13 protein-coding genes and 2 pseudogenes are annotated in these 15699 nt (G+C 68.8%); 9 read left to right on the top strand and 6 right to left on the bottom strand.

The annotated features are described in order from the left end of the window. Positions 1 to 2 precede the first annotated feature (2 nt). Positions 3 to 698 (top strand): hypothetical protein, encoded by a 696-nt coding sequence (locus H8F25_RS03650; protein ID WP_197212059.1) that lies wholly within the window; start codon positions 3 to 5, stop codon positions 696 to 698. Between the two features lie 226 nt (positions 699 to 924). Continuing rightward, the gene (glsA, locus tag H8F25_RS03645; RefSeq protein ID WP_231597047.1) at positions 925 to 2742 is read left to right on the top strand and encodes a glutaminase A; all 1818 of its coding nucleotides are present in this window, start codon (positions 925 to 927) and stop codon (positions 2740 to 2742) included. A gap of 17 nt (positions 2743 to 2759) precedes the next feature. On the opposite strand, the gene H8F25_RS03640 is transcribed toward glsA, so the two are convergent. After that, positions 2760 to 4619: a CHASE2 domain-containing protein gene (locus H8F25_RS03640; RefSeq protein WP_231597046.1), complete on the bottom strand. Its 1860-nt coding sequence runs from the start codon at positions 4617 to 4619 to the stop codon at positions 2760 to 2762. Positions 4620 to 4867: 248 nt separating this feature from the next. Between H8F25_RS03640 and H8F25_RS03635 the strand changes: the two genes are divergently transcribed. Next, positions 4868 to 5740, top strand: coding sequence for a metallophosphoesterase (locus H8F25_RS03635; RefSeq protein WP_197212056.1), 873 nt, complete (start codon positions 4868 to 4870; stop codon positions 5738 to 5740). Positions 5741 to 5883: 143 nt separating this feature from the next. On the opposite strand, the gene csaB is transcribed toward H8F25_RS03635, so the two are convergent. Next, positions 5884 to 6987 (bottom strand): polysaccharide pyruvyl transferase CsaB, encoded by a 1104-nt coding sequence (gene csaB / locus H8F25_RS03630; RefSeq protein WP_197212055.1) that lies wholly within the window; start codon positions 6985 to 6987, stop codon positions 5884 to 5886. Between the two features lie 50 nt (positions 6988 to 7037). Here csaB and H8F25_RS03625 point away from each other — a divergent pair. The 3 genes and pseudogenes from H8F25_RS03625 to psaK all read left to right on the top strand — a co-directional run. Beyond that, positions 7038 to 7328 (top strand): annotated as a pseudogene (locus tag H8F25_RS03625) (DUF2499 domain-containing protein); the annotation flags it as partial. 107 nt (positions 7329 to 7435) lie between these two features. Next, on the top strand, positions 7436 to 7786 hold the full coding sequence (locus H8F25_RS03620) for a DUF3593 domain-containing protein (RefSeq protein WP_197212053.1): 351 nt from the start codon (positions 7436 to 7438) through the stop codon (positions 7784 to 7786). Between the two features lie 128 nt (positions 7787 to 7914). Continuing rightward, positions 7915 to 8172, top strand: a complete 258-nt coding sequence (gene psaK / locus H8F25_RS03615; RefSeq protein WP_197212052.1) for a photosystem I reaction center subunit PsaK — start codon at positions 7915 to 7917, stop codon at positions 8170 to 8172. Positions 8173 to 8245: 73 nt separating this feature from the next. On the opposite strand, the gene H8F25_RS03610 is transcribed toward psaK, so the two are convergent. After that, a complete protein-coding gene (locus tag H8F25_RS03610; protein ID WP_231597045.1) occupies positions 8246 to 9463 on the bottom strand; it encodes an NAD(P)/FAD-dependent oxidoreductase in 1218 nt (405 codons plus the stop codon). Positions 9464 to 9659: 196 nt separating this feature from the next. Continuing rightward, positions 9660 to 11585, bottom strand: a complete 1926-nt coding sequence (dxs, locus tag H8F25_RS03605) for a 1-deoxy-D-xylulose-5-phosphate synthase (protein WP_197212051.1) — start codon at positions 11583 to 11585, stop codon at positions 9660 to 9662. A gap of 99 nt (positions 11586 to 11684) precedes the next feature. Between dxs and ilvA the strand changes: the two genes are divergently transcribed. From ilvA to H8F25_RS03590, 3 genes and pseudogenes are all read left to right on the top strand, one after another. Then, complete coding sequence (gene ilvA, locus H8F25_RS03600; RefSeq protein WP_197212050.1) at positions 11685 to 13307, top strand: threonine ammonia-lyase, biosynthetic; 1623 nt, start codon at positions 11685 to 11687, stop codon at positions 13305 to 13307. Between the two features lie 163 nt (positions 13308 to 13470). Then, a pseudogene (scpB, locus tag H8F25_RS03595) lies at positions 13471 to 13998 on the top strand (SMC-Scp complex subunit ScpB); the annotation flags it as partial. A gap of 331 nt (positions 13999 to 14329) precedes the next feature. Then, on the top strand, positions 14330 to 14611 hold the full coding sequence (locus H8F25_RS03590; RefSeq protein ID WP_197212049.1) for a YggT family protein: 282 nt from the start codon (positions 14330 to 14332) through the stop codon (positions 14609 to 14611). 93 nt (positions 14612 to 14704) lie between these two features. Here the strand turns inward: H8F25_RS03590 and H8F25_RS03585 are convergent, their stop codons facing one another. Together H8F25_RS03585 and H8F25_RS03580 are read right to left on the bottom strand one after the other, a co-directional pair. Continuing rightward, on the bottom strand, positions 14705 to 15283 hold the full coding sequence (locus H8F25_RS03585; RefSeq protein WP_370525805.1) for a hypothetical protein: 579 nt from the start codon (positions 15281 to 15283) through the stop codon (positions 14705 to 14707). Positions 15284 to 15294: 11 nt separating this feature from the next. Further along, positions 15295 to 15624, bottom strand: coding sequence for a nucleoside triphosphate pyrophosphohydrolase family protein (locus H8F25_RS03580; RefSeq protein WP_197212048.1), 330 nt, complete (start codon positions 15622 to 15624; stop codon positions 15295 to 15297). Positions 15625 to 15699 lie beyond the last annotated feature (75 nt).

The following is a 15699-nucleotide window of genomic DNA, read 5'->3' as shown; positions in this document are numbered from 1 at the left end:
TCGTGTCCATTTCCACCCCTGCCGGCCCGCGCCGGTCCGCCTCGTCCCGCACCATCCGCTCGACGGCCCGTCGCCTGGCACTGCTGTGGAGTGCCGCGCTGGTGCTGATCTGCGCCGGGCAGGCCCTGGCTCAGGCCAATCCGCGCAACACGTTTCCGGGCCGTCGGGTCGGTGGAGGGACACGGGGAGAATGCACCTCGAGAACGCTGGCCCATCTGGTGCCGACCTCCAGCGTGTATGCCCCTGGTGCCGATCGCAGCGTGGCTCTGCTGGAGGGCCCGATCGCCACGCCCCAGCCGATCCGGGTGGAGTTCCGGCCGCTCAAGGGAGCCCCTTCAACGCCGCAGCAGCGTGAACTGCCCGCAGCAGGGGCCGGCATCACGTTGCTCACCCCAGCGCCCAGCGGAGCGGACACCGTCTGGTCCTCCTCCTACCGCTGCGACAGTGCCAGCGCGACAGCCAGCGATGATCCCCTCGCCTTCATCGCCGCAGAGGCGCCCCCAGCCCTGAGCCTGCTGGTGAAAGATGTCTCCGCTGAAGACAGGCGTGTGCAGACCGTTCTGATGAGGCTCCGGCAGTCCTGTGGGGGACGGGTTCCGCTTGCCGAGGTGAGCCAGGCCTTCGGGCTCAGTGACCTGATCACCACCGATTGGCCCGCGACGCTGCCGGTGCGCTGCCTGACGCTGAACAAGTCCTGAATGGCGATGCTACGAGTGGTGATGCATTGAACGAACCACAGGCTGCAGGTCAGCGCTACAGAGTCTCTATGCGGGCGACCTGGCGAGCCGTAGCACCGATCACAGAATCCCATCCCGAAATGGGATGGGATGGATGAGATTTTGCCTGCATCCGTTGGCCCCCATCCCATCGGACGTTATTCCCCCTGAGGAATCAAGCCATGCCGGGCAGGCCGGCTCGGCGAATGTGATCCAGGACGTCCTCAATGAGCTGCACAGTCGCTTCGCCTCATTGGATGAGGGAGAGGTGGCGTCCTACATCCCGGAACTGGCAAAGGCCTGTCCACAGGATTTCGGGATTGCGATCACCACGGCCAGCGGCCGCATCTATGAGGTGGGTGACACGCGCAAACCGTTCACGATCCAGTCGATCTCCAAACCCTTCGTGTTCGGCCTCGGCATCAAACTGCTGACGCCGGAACGGCTGGCGCTGAAGGTGGACGTGGAGCCCTCCGGAGAGGCCTTCAACGCCATCAGCCTTGACCCTGACACCGGCAAGCCGCGCAACCCGATGATCAATGCCGGGGCGATCGCGATCTCAGCCCAGATCAGTGCCCATGATCCCCTGGGAGCCGATCAGCTGGTTCTCGACTTCTTCTCCGAACTCGCCGCCCGCGCGTTGGAGGTCGACCAGGCTGTCTATCAATCGGAAAGCGAGACCGGCCACCGCAACCGTGCCATCGGCTATCTGCTGCGCAATTCCAACATCATCGAAGCGGCACCGGAGCCTGGCCTCGATCTCTACTTCCGCCAGTGCGCGATCAGCGTGGACTGCCGCGATCTGGCCGTGATGGCCGCCACTCTCGCCTGTCAGGGACGGAATCCGATCACGGGCCGACAGCCGCTCAGTCCGGACATCAGTGTGCGGGTGCTGGCACTGATGGGCAGCTGCGGCATGTACGACTTCGCCGGTCAGTGGCTGCATGACGTCGGCATTCCGGCCAAAAGCGGCGTGGCGGGAGGCGTGCTGGCGGTGGTACCCGGACGACTGGGCATCGCCGTCTACTCACCGCCGCTCGATGGATTCGGCAACAGCGTGCGGGGCGTGGCGGTCTGCACCCAGCTCTCCCATGGTGTCGGGATGAGCCTGTTCAACCAGTCTCCCCAGGCAGGCAACACGATCCGACGCGTCTACAGCGGCAGCCAGCGCACCTCACGGCGCTGGCGCAGCGAACGGGAGCTGGCGCTTCTGCAGCCCCATCGCGACCGGCTCCGCATCATCCAGATCCAGGGCGTGCTCGATTTCGCTGCCCTTGAGCAGCTCGCGGCTGCAGTGGTGGCGCTGCCGCCGCAGACCCGCGTGCTGATTCTCGACATGGCCCACGTCACCGAACTGCCGCCTTCCTCAGACGAGCTGCTCAACCGGCAGCTGAGGCTCCTGCTCGAACGCGGCCTGCAGGTGCTCGTCTCGCGAGCCGGCCGCCTGGCGATGTTTCAGGCCGCCGGCCAGCAGCTCGAGGGCCTGCAGCTGCTCGACCAACTCGACTTCGCGATCGAAACAGCCGAGAACCTGCTGATGGAGGGAACCAGCGGCGAGCAGCCGATCAGCACGGCTGCGGACAGCGAGGCTTGCTTCCTCAGCCGCCTGCCTTCCGAGAGCCGAGCCGCACTGGAGGCCCTGCTGCTCGAGCGCGGCTTCCAACCAGGAGAAGCGGTCATCAACCGCGGCGACCCCGGCAATGAACTGTTCCTCGTGCGGGACGGCCTGTTCAGCACCCACATTGAATTCGAGGCGCTGTCGGGGGAGCCGCATCGCACCCGGCTGGCCACGTTCGGGCCTGGCATGTGCTTCGGCGAGATTGCCTTCATCACCGGCAACCGGCGCATCGCCGACATCACCGCGGTCGACGGAGGCCGATGCTGGGTGCTTCAGCGCTCCGATTTCGAGAATCTGCAGGAGCGGCAACCCGCAGCCGCGCTCGATCTGCTCAAGGCCCTCACCTGCGATCTGGGCCTGAAACTCTCCCAGACCAGCGTCCAGCTGTCCCGCAGCGAACTGGTCTGAGCACCCATCGCCACACCTCAGGCTGTCGTCGTTTCAGCCTGCCCAAGGCGGCCGCGCAGCTCCCAGATCTCCAGCGGCTCGCTCCTTCCTTTCACCGCCATCGGCCCCCAGGAGTTCCACGCAACCGGCAGGTCGTCAGGCAACAGGGCCCTGGTGCTGGAGGAGACGAGGACCCGGCAGATGTTGTCGTGGCGGTCCTTGTCGAGGCTCTCGAGCCGCGAGGCGCAGTTGACCGTGTCGCCGATGACGGCGTACTCGAGGCGCTCGCTGCTGCCCATCGACCCCGCCAGCACGGGACCAGAATGCACCCCCACGCGGATGCGCATCGCCGGTTCCCCCGCCGCCTCGAGCCGCGCGTTGAGGGCAGCAAAATCGTCCTGGATGGTCAGCGCGGCCTCGATCGCGGCGAGGGCATCGGCCTGCTCTCCCAGGCTGAGCGGAGCGCCGAACACCGCCAGCACCCCATCGCCGGTGAACTTGTTGACCATGCCCTTGCGTTGGGTGATCGCAGGCACCAGGGAGGCCATGCCCTTGTTCAGCCAGTCCAGAAGATCTCCCGGCGCCAGCCGCTCCGACACCGAGGTGAAGCCCACCATGTCGGTCATCAGCACCGTCACAGACAGCTGGCGCCCCTCGAAGCGACCATCCCGCAGCAGATCCTCCCGCTGAAGCCAGAGTTGCTGGGCCACCGCCGGCGAGGTGGTCTGACCCAGCAGCCGCTCAATCTGCATCCGCTGCAGCTGACTGGTGGCACCGCGTCGCACCCAGCCGGCCGCGGAGACGATGGCCAGACCGGCGACCGGCATGCTCGGTCCGATCCAGATTCCCGCGACCAGCAGCAGCATCAGGGCGGAGCCGATCAGCAGCAGCACCAGAAGCACCACGGCCAGGACGCTGCGGCGAAGGCTGCGGATCCCTTCTCCAGTCGCGACGCCCAGCAGCAGGGCCAGGGCCTCCAGGCCACGCCTGGCTGCGACGGGGATCGGACCGATGCGGTGAATGACGATGCCATCGCGGCGATCGAGAAGGCTTGCCAGCCGGTGGGCGTGCACCTCAACCCCAGGGATCAGCAACTGGCTGGCCCCCCGGGCGAAGCGCGTGTGGGGCACGGAGAACACATCGCGCAGGGAGGGGGCCGTGCTGCCGATGAGCACCAGCCGCTGGCGGATCCGCTCCGGGGCGACCCCGTCCGCAGACAGCAGATCGCGCAGGTGCACCTGCGGAAAACTGCCCAGCTGCCGGAACACCAGCATCTGCTGGTAGCCGCCGTCGTCGAGCTGGTCGTAACCGGAGGAGCGGCTGGTCAGCCAGGGGCCAGGGGCCGTGCCTCCTTCGACAGCGCGGCGCAGCCAGTGAGCCCCCAGGCCCACTTCCATCAGCCGCAGCGGCAGCGCCACCGTGGCCTCGTCCTGGCCACCCACATGGACGAGATCACGCCGCACGACGCCGTCAGGATCCAGCACCAGATCATTGAAGGCCTGGCGACCGGGCGGCGTGCCTGGAACCGGGCCGATCGGCCCGGCGACGTTGAAGATCGAGACCAGGCGCGGCTCGTCCCTGAAACGCTGACGCAGGCATTCCTGATCCGGTCCGACGCCCTTGTCGCGATAGATGTCCAGCCCCACCGCAGTGGCACCGCCGCTCAGCAGGCGATCGATCCCACGGCAGAGGAGGGCGTCGTCGATCGGCCAGCCATAGCGACGGATGTCCTCTTCATCGATGGCGACCACCAGGATGCCGCTGTCGGCACCTGACGGACTCGCCCGCATGCCGATCACGAGGTCGTAGAAGAGGAGGTTGAGGGTCTCGTTGATCGGGCTGCGGCCCAGGGCCAGCAGCAGCAGCGCAGCAGCGGCGTAAGGGGAGAACGCCCGCAAGGACAGGAGCACATGCCCAGCCCGCCGCCTGAGGCGCGCGGGCCAGGAATCAGGAAGCGGTTGTGGCATGGGGTTCACCCCTGCGGGAGGACGGCGGTTCGTTCAAACGGGCCACAGGTCCCCGTACCGCTCCCACCGTTGTAGAGCCATGGATCGTTGCCGGTCGGCATGGACGGGCTGTGTGACGGAGCAGCCACAGCGAGGGCGGGCGAATCGCCCTTAACCTTCCGGCCGCACGGATCCCCAGCATGGCCCTCTCCCGCCGCAGGCTCCTGCAGCTGACCCTGGCGTCGCTCAGCGTCGGGCTCGCCAGCCGGCGTGGGCACGCCGGCCCCAGCGGCAGGACCGAGCATCTGCACTGGCTGGCCACCGCGGACAGCGGCAGCGGCGATCGGCACCAGCTGGCGGTCGGTGCCGCGATGGCCGCCCTGCATCGCCGGGATCCGGCCGATCTGGTGATCCTCGGCGGCGACAACATCTACAACGCGGGCGAGATGGCGCGGGTGGAAGCGGCCTTCGAGCGGCCCTACCGCGATCTGCTGCGCGCGCGGGTGCCCTTCCATGCGGTGCTCGGCAACCACGACATCCGCACCGCCAAGGGCGCCGGCCAGCTCGCCTATCCAGGCTTCGGCATGAAGGGCCGCTGGTACACGCTGCGGCGGGGGCCGGTGGAGTTCCTCATGCTCGACACCAACGGCAACGCCGCCTGGCAGCACCAGCTGCCCTGGCTGAAACGGGTGCTCGCTGCCAGCAGCGCCCCCTGGAAGGTTGTCGTCGGCCACCACCCGATCTATTCCTCCGGCCTCTACGGCAACGACCGCGCCGCCATCGCCCGGCTGACCCCACTGTTCCAGCGCCACGGCGTGCAGCTGTACATCCACGGCCACGACCACAACTACGAGCGCAGCCGGCCGATCGACGGCACCACCTATCTGGATGTGGGCAACGGCGGCGCCACACTGCGGCCGGTGGTACCTGGCCCCAACAGCGCCCGGGCGGTGAGCACCTACGGCTTCGCCTCCCTGCACGCCGATGCCGGCAGCCTCACGATCGAGGCCTGGAACACGTCCGGGCAGCAGCTCGACAGGGCCCGGCTCGATCGCGGCGGCGTTCTGATCTGAGCCGGCTCAGAGGCGAGCCAACCGACCAGGAGCGCCAGCAGGCAGACCCAAGCCGTCGGAACTCAGGCCTGAGGGCTCCGTTCCGCGCCAAGCAGGCAGCTGGCATCAGGCCAACCAGCCGGTCCTGACCTCTACCCGGGAGATCAGGAGGCGGAGCGAGCCAGCCGCTGCAGAAGCTCGGCGTGGACGCGGGTGTCCGACCGCAGCCGCTCGCGCCGGCCCGGATCGCCAGGCTGATCCAGCAGCGGCTGCCAGCTGGCCAGCAGCGCCTCAACGGCGACGAGCTCAGCCGGCTGCAGCTCGCCCAGCTCGAGGCAGGGGCAGCCGAGGGCCCCAGCGGCGGCGGCGACCTTCGGGTCGTAGCTGAGTGCGGCGCAGGGGCTGCCGGCCAGGGCCGCCAGGATCAGGCCATGCAGGCGCATCGCCAGCACCAGGGAAGCGCCCTGGAAGTGCTGCATCGCCTGCTCCGGCGTGGCGGCTTCCACCTGCACGCTGCGGCGCCGCAGCGCCTCGCCCACCAGGCGGCGCCGCTGCAGCTCCACCAGCAGATCGCGATCCTGGTGCTGATGGAAGGGCAGCCAGTGCACCGGCCTGCCTGTACGTTCCGCCAGCTGCTCCAACGCTGTGAGCAGCTGGCGCCAGCCAGCGTCATCAAGCTGATCGACCGGACGCCAGCACAGCACGATCGGGCCGCCCCGGCCATGCCACTCCAACGGCTCCAGCCCCCAGACCGGATCGCTGCCATGGGCGGCGCGGATTCCCCAGCCAGCCGCCAGGTGAGCGGAGGCGGCGTCGCGCCAGCTGATGCCGTTCACGAGCCCCAGCAGCAGGCGGGCGAGGGCGCGGCTGCGGCGGCGGCGCAGCGGGCCGAGGCCCTGGCCCCAGAGCAGCACGGGCAATCCCCGGCTGCGGGCCGCCAGGATCAGAGCCGCGTAATAGAGAAGACTGCGGAAGCTGGTGGCGTCCTGCAGCAGGCTGCCCCCACCGAGCACCAGGGCCTGACAGCCGGCCAGAGCCTGCAGCACCGCACGGGGGCTGCGTCGGTCCACTGTCTCCAGGGTGGGCCACTCCGCCTGGAAGCGCTGCCGGATCTGCTCCTGGTCGAAGGCGGTGATGCGAGGCGTCCAGCCCTGGGGCAGCTGGCGCAGCAGCACCTCCAGCAGGGCGTCGTCGCCGAGATTGTGCTCGCCGTAGTAGCCGCACAGCAGCACCCGGGGCGGGCTGACGGCGGAATCGCGGGCGCTCAAGGCGTCGGCAGGGCACGGCTCCGTACATTACGGGTCCCCTCCGCGGCCTGATGCACGCTCTGTCGCTCGGCACCTGGTGGATTCACATCGCCTCGGTGCTGGAGTGGGTGGCGGCGATGGTCGCGATCCAGCGGTTTGGCCAGATACGGGGTGAAGGTGGCTGGCGCTGGCTGTCCCTGGCGATGCTGCCGGCCCTGGCCAGCGCCATGGCGGCCTGCACCTGGCACCTGTTCGACAACAGCGCCGAACTCAAGGGTCTGGTGGTGCTGCAGGCCGGCCTGACGACGGCCGGCAATGTCGCCCTGGCGGTCGCAGCCTGGAATCTCCTGCAACGCCAGCGGCTCGGCCTGGACCAGGCCCCGGTGGATCCGCCTCAGCCCGCAACGGGACCGGCAGCCCCTGGTGCGACAGGCGCAGCCGACACGGGCGGGTTCCCCGCTGTTCAACCATGAACGAGCTGCCCATGTCGCTGCTGCAGCGGCTCGGGTCGATCGATCCGACCCCCCTGTTCGTGCTGTCGCTGCTCCCCTACCTGGCCTTCCTGTGGTGGGCGTCTCGGCTGCCGGCGTTCCCGCGTCTGGCCCTGCGCGGTTTTCAGTTCACGCTCGTCTTCGTGGCCGTGACGATCGCCGCCGCGATCGTGGCACTGCGCGTCTATGGCCGGCAACTGGCCGATGTCGACCCGTTGCACGGCGGCGCCGAGGCCTTGCTCACCCTCAGCAACCTGCTGGTGGTGCTGGGCTTCACGCTCACCAGCGGCAGAGCTGGGCCGGATCCCGGCCCGCCCGGCGATCGATGAGCCCTGGCCGGCCGCCGCTCCGGGAGAACGATCCGGCGTCCTGGCAGCGCTCCGCAATGAACAAGTCTTAAGCGAACCGGCAGGCAGCGGGCTCTGCTCAGAAGATGAGGCGTCGTGCCCTGAAATCGATGTTCGCTCCTCTGCTGGCCATCGCCCCCGCCACCGTCACCTGGTCTCCGAAGGTGGCTCTGGTGATGATCGTCTGCAACGTGATCGCCATCGCCATCGGCAAGGCGACGATCAAGCAGCCCAACGTCGGTCTGCAGCTGCCCAGCCCCTCCCTGTTCGGCGGCTTCAGCCATGGCGCCATGCTCGGCACCACCGCCCTGGGCCACCTCATCGGCATGGGTGCCATCCAGGGCCTGGCTGCCCGCGGCGTGCTCTGAAACGCCGGTTCCACCACCAACCTGTCCATCCGGAGGGCGCGCTCCCAGGGGCGCCCCTCCCTGACTGCTCCAGTCAGCGCCAACCGAGCAGATAGGGGAGCGCCCTCAGCCCGTAGCGCTCGAAGCGGTACTCAAACAACAGCGCCGACAGATCCTCGGCGGGGCAGACCTCCAGACCGGAGAGCAGCCGCGCGAGATGCTGATCGCCGCGACCGTCGTGCAGACCCAGCCAGGTGCGGCATGCCAGACGGCCACTGAGGCTCCAGCGCGGTCCGAGGCGCCGGCGGAGCTGCCACGCGTAAGCCTTCAGAGGCTCCTCCCGCTCCTGCGCCACCGCCTGCAGCAGCAGCGGAGCCAACACCTGGCTGCTGGTCAGTGCATGGCGGATGCCCTCGCCGCCCAGCAGGTTGGCAGTGCTCACCGCGTCGCCGAGGCCGACCAGCCGACCGCGACGATGGGGCTCGCGGCGACGAATCGAGCTGCGGATCAGGCCACCATGGCGGTCCAGCACCCGCGGGGTTTCACCCTGCTGAACCAGCTGCCGCTGCATCAAGCCCTCCAGAAGCGGCGCCAAAGGCGGTTGCCGTCGACCGGGATCCTGCAGCCGGCACACTCCCACCTTGAGCCGGCCCGGCTGCATCGGGAAGATCCAGCCATAGCCCTGCGGCACCCAGTCCGTCCCCAGGCAGAAGCTCAGACGATCACGCCAGCGCTCCCAGGTGGAGGGTCCCACCTCCAGAAGCCACTCCACACCCAGTCCTGAAACCAGATCGGCAGGGTCTGGCGGATCCCCCAGCAGCGCCCGCCCCTGCCCGGAGGCATCGATCACCCAGCGGCTGCGGCAGTGATGCACCACGCCGCGGCGATCACGCAGACGGGTGAGCAGCGTGCCGTCGGGCTGGCTGCGGCAGTCGAGCGCGCGCCAGCCGAGCTGCAGCCGGGCCCCCCAGCGCACGGCCTCGTCGGCCAGCCATCGGCGCAGGGCAGCGAAATCAAGCACCACTCCCAGCGGACGCTCAGCGCGCCACTCGCGGCAAGCCTCTCCGGGCCCGTGCAGCTGCCAGCGGCTCCAGCGATGCGCCACCACAGCGGCCGGCAGACCATGACGCTCGAGAGCGGAGATCGGCAGGGCAGCACTGCTGAAGGCGGCCTGGGAGAGATCAGCCAGCTGGTCCACCAGCAACACAGAGACCCCGGCAGACGCCACGCGGCGAGCCAGGTCACCGCCGGCGGGCCCGGCCCCCACCACCAGCACCGTGGTCCTGAGATCCCGGCCTGCGTTGTCTGCCAAGACATCGGATGGGTGAGGGGTGTGGCTCAAGCCAGGAGTCCCTGGGTGGCGGGGCTCGTTGTCATGGAACGGCAAGGTGAAGGCGGGGCCTCAGGCTCAGACGAGCCACCCAGCGGGACAGCACAGGCCTCTGCTGCGGGGTGACCAAACCCGTCATGAGGGGCTGCCGCAGGAACGGAGAGCAAGCCCCCGTGGATCAGGCGCGGGCCGCCACCGCCTGGCGGGGCAGACGGGCAAGGGAGGCGGCGAAGCGCTCAAGGATCCGCTCCGCCATCTGCGGCGGGGTCAGACCGAGGGCCTGCTTGCTCTGATCCGGCGAGGCGTGATCGACGAGCACATCAGGGATGCCGAGGCGCAGCACCGGCACGAGCACCTCCTGATCGTTGAGGGCCTCCACCACGGCAGCGCCGAAGCCTCCGGGCAGGGCGCCCTCCTCCATCGTCACCACCCGGCCGATGCGGCGGGCCAGGGGCGCGATCAGCGCTTCATCCAGCGGCCGCAGGAAGCGGGCGTTGATCACCGTGGCGCGCACCCCGCGCTCCTGCAGCAACCCGGCGGTGGACATGGCCGGATAGACCATCGAGCCATAGGCCACGATCAGCAGGTCCTCACCCTCGGCAAGCACCTCGCCCCGGCCGATCTCCAGGGGCTGCCAGCCCTCCTCCATCAGCGGCACCCCTTCGCCCTCGCCGCGGGGGAAGCGGATGGCACAGGGCCCGTCATGGTCGATCGAGGTGACCAGCATGCGCTGCAGTTCGGCCTCATCCTTCGGCGCCATCACCGTGAAGTTGGGGACGGCGCGCAGATAGCTGATGTCGTACTGGCCCTGGTGGGTGGGGCCGTCGGCGCCGACGATGCCGGCGCGATCGAGAACGAAGGTGACGGGCAGGTTCTGGATTCCGACGTCGTGGATCAGCTGGTCGTAGGCGCGCTGCAGGAAGGTGCTGTAGATCGCCACCACCGGCCGCAGGCCCTCGCAGGCCATGCCCGCCGCCATGGTGACGGCGTGCTGCTCGGCGATGCCGACGTCGAAATACTGCTTCGGCAGGGCTTTCTCCAGGATGTCGAGGCCGGTGCCGGTGGCCATCGCGGCGGTGATCCCGACCACCCGCGGATCCTGCTCGCAGATCTTGACCAGGGTCTGGCCGAACACCTTGCTCCAGCTCGGCGGCTTGGGCTTGCTGGAGGGATAGGCCTTGCCGGTGGCGAGATCGAAGGCGCTCTGGGCGTGGTATCCCACCTGGTCGGCCTCGGCGTACGCATAGCCCTTGCCCTTGGTCGTCGCCACATGCACCAGCACCGGCCCCTCCTCACGGTGGGCCGCCTGGAAGGTGCGGATCATGGCGCCGATGTCATGGCCATCGACCGGCCCCATGTAGGTGAAGCCCAGCTCCTCGAACACGGCTCCGACCTTCGGCACCGCCAGGCGCCTCAGGCTCTCCTTGAGGTTCTGCAGCTCAGCGGGCAGCTCACCATGCAGGAAAGGAAGGCTGCGGATCGCCTCCTCGGCGTTGCCCTGCAGGAACTGAACCGGCTTGCTCAGCCGCATCCGGTTCAGGTGGGTGGACAGGGCTCCCACCGGGGGGCTGATCGACATGTCGTTGTCGTTCAGCACCACCAGAAGGCGCGTCTTCGGCAGATGGCCGGCGTGGTTGATCGCCTCCAGGGCCATGCCGCCGGTGAGGGCGCCGTCTCCGATCACGGCCACGCATTTGAAGTCCTCGCCGCGCTGATCACGGGCCAGGGCCATGCCCAGAGCCGCCGAGATCGACGTGGAGGCATGGCCGGCACCGAAGTGATCGAAGCGGCTCTCACAGCGTTTGAGATAGCCGGCGACGCCATCCTTCTGACGGAGGGTATGAAAATTGTTCCAACGGCCGGTGACCAGTTTGTGGGGGTAGGCCTGGTGTCCCACATCCCAGACCACCCGGTCGTGGTCGAGATCGAGAGTCTGATAGAGGGCGAGGGTCAGCTCGACCACCCCGAGACCGGGCCCGAGATGTCCTCCGCTGGTGGAGACCACCTCGAGGTGCTTCTCCCGGATCTGGCGGGCGATCGCCTCCAGCTCGGCGACAGTGAGCCCGTGCAGCTGATTGGGGTGGCTCAGCTCACTTGCATGCATGCCGTCTCAACTGCCTCGGGAGCAGCAATCTACGGCGCCCCCCCGGCCGGTCGGCGGCATCCGCGACCGTTTGGGCCCCCGATTGGCAGACTCGGTGACATGAGCGAACCGCTGGCCAACCCCTACGGACCGCAGAGCTTTCCGCTCGCCAGTCCCTACCTGCAGCGCATCCTGCGGGCCCGCGTCTATGACGTGGCGATCGAATCGCCGCTCGACCCAGCTCCGAACCTGTCGCGCCGGCTCGGCAACCAGGTGCTCCTCAAGCGCGAGGACCTTCAGCCGGTGTTCAGCTTCAAGCTGCGCGGTGCCTACAACCGGATGGCCCGGCTCAGCGCCGCCGAACTCGAGCGCGGTGTGATCGCCGCCAGCGCCGGTAACCATGCCCAGGGGGTTGCCCTCGCCGCCCAGCGCCTTGGGTGCCGCGCCGTGATCGTCATGCCGGTGACCACGCCGGAGATGAAGGTGCGATCGGTGGCGGCCCGCGGCGCCGAGGTGGTGCTGCATGGCGACACCTACGACGAGGCCTGCACGGAGGCGAAGCGGCTGGAGGAGATCGGGGGGCTGACCTTCATCCACCCGTTCGACGATCCGGAGGTGATCGCCGGTCAGGGCACGATCGGCCTCGAGATCCTGCGCCAGTGCTCGGAGCCCCCCGATGCCATCTACGTGGCCGTCGGGGGCGGCGGTCTCATCGCCGGCGTGGCGGCCTACGTCAAGAGCCTCTGGCCACGGGTGCAGGTGATCGGTGTCGAACCCATCGATGCCGACGCCATGACCCGCTCGCTGGCCTGCGGTGAGCGGGTGCGGCTCGAGCAGGTGGGCCTGTTCGCCGATGGCGTGGCGGTCCGCCAGGTGGGAGAGCTCACCTTCGAGCTGGCCCGCGAGTACGTCGATGCCATGGTCACGGTGGACACCGACGAGATCTGCGCGGCGATCAAGGACGTCTTCGAGGACACGCGCTCGATCCTGGAGCCCGCCGGCGCCCTCGCGGTGGCGGGGATGAAGAAGGATGTGCAGGCCCGCGCTCTCAGCGGCCGGACGCTGGTGGCGATCGCCTGCGGCGCCAACATGAACTTTGACCGGCTGCTCTTTGTCGCGGAGCGGGCCGAACTGGGCGAGGAACGCGAGGCGCTGCTCGCGGTGGAGATCCCGGAGGGACCCGGCAGCCTCAGGCGCTTCTGCGGCCTGCTTGGCCAGCACAACCTCACCGAGTTCAGCTACCGGCTCGCCGATCCCCAGCGGGCCCACATCTTCGTGGGCGTGCAGATCAGCGGTCGCGATGACACCACCTCCCTGATCGCCGGCCTCGAGCAGCACGGCTTTCCCTGTCTGGACCTCAGTGACAACGAGCTCGCCAAGCTGCACCTCTGCCACATGGTGGGCGGCCGGCTGCCACCCGGCCGTGAGGGGCAGCCGCCGGCGGGGAAGGAGCTGCTCTACCGCTTCGAGTTCCCGGAGCGTCCCGGTGCGCTGATGGCGTTCGTCAGCGCCCTCCACCCGAACTGGAACATCAGCATCTTCCATTACCGCAACCACGGCGCCGACGTCGGCCGCATCGTCGTGGGCGTGCAGGTGCCTGATGCCGAGCTGGAGGAGTGGCGCCGCTTCCTCGCCGATCTCCCCTACCAGCACTGGGAGGAGACAGACAATCCCGCCTACCAGCTGTTCCTGGGTGAGGCGAGCCCGGCGCGGCCGGCCCTGGCGGCTCTGGCCGCCTCCTGAACAGGGCCCGCCGGGGGGCTCGCCTGGGGACGCTCCCCATGGGCCGACGGCAGCCATGGAGGGCAGGAGGGATCGCGACCGGTGTCCCGGCGCGGCTGCCACCAGGCGTGGCTCCACCGGGTTCCCATTGGCCTGAAGGCGGCGGGTCTGCTGAAATCCCGCCATGGCCAGCACCGATCCCGATTCCCAGGCGACTCCCGTAGCAGAGGCCGTGGCCCAGGAGACGCTCCGCACCCTGTCGCTGCCGGCCCGGCTGGAGGCGATTCTCTACCTGAAGGGCCGTCCGGTTCCCCTGGCCGAGCTCGCCGCCATCGCCGGCATCGAACGCGAGGAGACCGAGCTGGCCCTGATCACCCTGATGGCCGACTACGCCCACCGCGACACGGCACTGGAGATCCGCCAGGAGGGCCAGAGCTTCAGCCTGCAGCTGCGCGAAAGCCTGGGCGATCTGGTGCAGAGCCTGTTGCCGGTGGATCTCTCCACGGCCGCCCTGCGCACCCTGGCGACGATCGCGCTCAAGAAGCGGATCCTGCAGTCAGAGCTGGTGGACCTGCGCGGCTCCGGTGCCTACGACCACATCCGCGAGCTGCTCGCCCAGGACTTCATCGAACGCCGCCGCCAGAGCGACGGCCGTTCCTACTGGCTGAGCCTCAGCGAAAAGTTCCACCGCACCTTCTCAGTCAAGGGCGAGGCGCTGACGAGCGGACAAGCCGGGAGCCGCAGGCGTCGTGCCGATCGCTCCGCCGTGGGTGGTGTCGGCGAGACGGGCATCGCTGCAGAGCCGGCGACGGGCGGCGAAACGCCTGCAGAGCCCGATCCGGACCTCTGGGAGGAGGACAAGCCGGCAGCAGCCATCACCGCCGACTGAGGATTGGGCTTCCAAGGCCGCTGCATGCCCGGACCGGGCTGCACCCTGGGGCCGGGAGCGACCGCTGTCCGCCGGAAGGGTGCCGGCACTGGCAAGCTGTCCTCGTGACGGCTGCCGCAGACCGACGGCCTCCCCCACCTCCAAGCCAGCCACCATGCCCCTGAACGCACTCGATTTTCTGCTGGGAGTCCTGGCCCAGACCCTGAGCATCTATCTGCTGGTGCTGCTGGTGCGGGTGCTGCTGAGCTGGTTCCCCAACCTCGACTGGGGCAACCCCGTGCTCTCCGGTGTGAGCGCCATCACCGACCCCTACCTCAATGCCTTCCGCGGTCTCATCCCGCCGATCGGGGGCCTCGATCTCTCCGCGCTGCTGGCCTTTCTGGCGCTGCAGTTGCTGCAGAGCCTGATCGAAGGCGCCAGGATGACGCTGCTCTGATCCCTGCGGGGTCGTCAGACCAACGGAGAAGCGACTCCGTCATCCGACCTTCAGCAGCGGTTATCAACCAGCTGGTCTCAGCACCCGGGTCGTTCACCCCGGTGAGACGGCTTCTTCCAATGGCAGCAGCTCCTCTCCCTCCGCCGCCCGGCTGCGCACGGGTGCCTTGAACCCGCGGGCACGGGGATTGCGCACCTCAAACGGCCCTGGCGTTCCCGCCGGCACTGCCAGGCGCAGCGCGAACTCGGAATCCCCAGGCGGTACATCGCCGATCGAGCCCACCCGGCTGCGGTTGGGGAGCACCGGCTCGCCGCTGCTGTCGAGAATCAGGGCGAACACATCGGTGTCCACAACCGGCTGACGGCCTGGATTGGTGACCCTTCCGCGCAGGGCATAGCAGCTGGCACCGGTGGGGCGCCGCAGCTCCGGCTGGCTGCCGGCATCCTCGGCGGGGCAGGGCTCGAGGCGCACATCGGAGACCAGAAGGTCCGCGGCCCATGCCGGGGCGGCACTGAGCGGTGCGGTGAGCAGAAGCGCCAGCAACAGGGCTCCAAGCAGCGGCAGCAGACTGCCGGCCCACGACGTCAGCGAACGGCCGGCGCAGCTTTCCGGCGAGGAAGCCGCAGGAAGGGCGCAGGGCCACAGAACTCGTAGCTGGGGCTGCTGCTTCATCGGGATGCCCCTCAACGCCGGTCGCCACTGCCTGCGATCACGTTACGGGCGGCACGGCTGGCGAGCTTGGCCAGATTGGCTTCGGCGATCTCGGCCAGATCGAGCTCCAGCTCCGTCGCCAGCTGGGCCACGTACCAGAGCACGTCGCCGAGTTCCAGGCGCAGATCGTCGATCACGGCGCCATCGAAGACACCCTCGCGGTCGCGCAGCACCTTCTTCACCTTGTCGGCCACCTCCCCGGCCTCACCGCAGAGTCCCAGGGTGGGATAGATGGGGTTCGCTCCCACCTGGGGGTAGCGCGCCGTCGCCCTTGAACGCTGCTGATAGGTGCGCAGGTCCATGACAGGCAGGGGCGGGAGGTGGCCGGATGGTAGTTTCCGGCTGAGTCTCAGCGGCCAAGGGCCGGTCCGCGATCC

Source organism: Synechococcus sp. CBW1004, from assembly GCF_015840715.1.
Classification (GTDB): Bacteria; Cyanobacteriota; Cyanobacteriia; order PCC-6307; family Cyanobiaceae; genus Cyanobium.
Note: the sequence above shows the minus strand (reverse complement) of the source record. Positions and strands in the feature narration are given on the sequence as shown.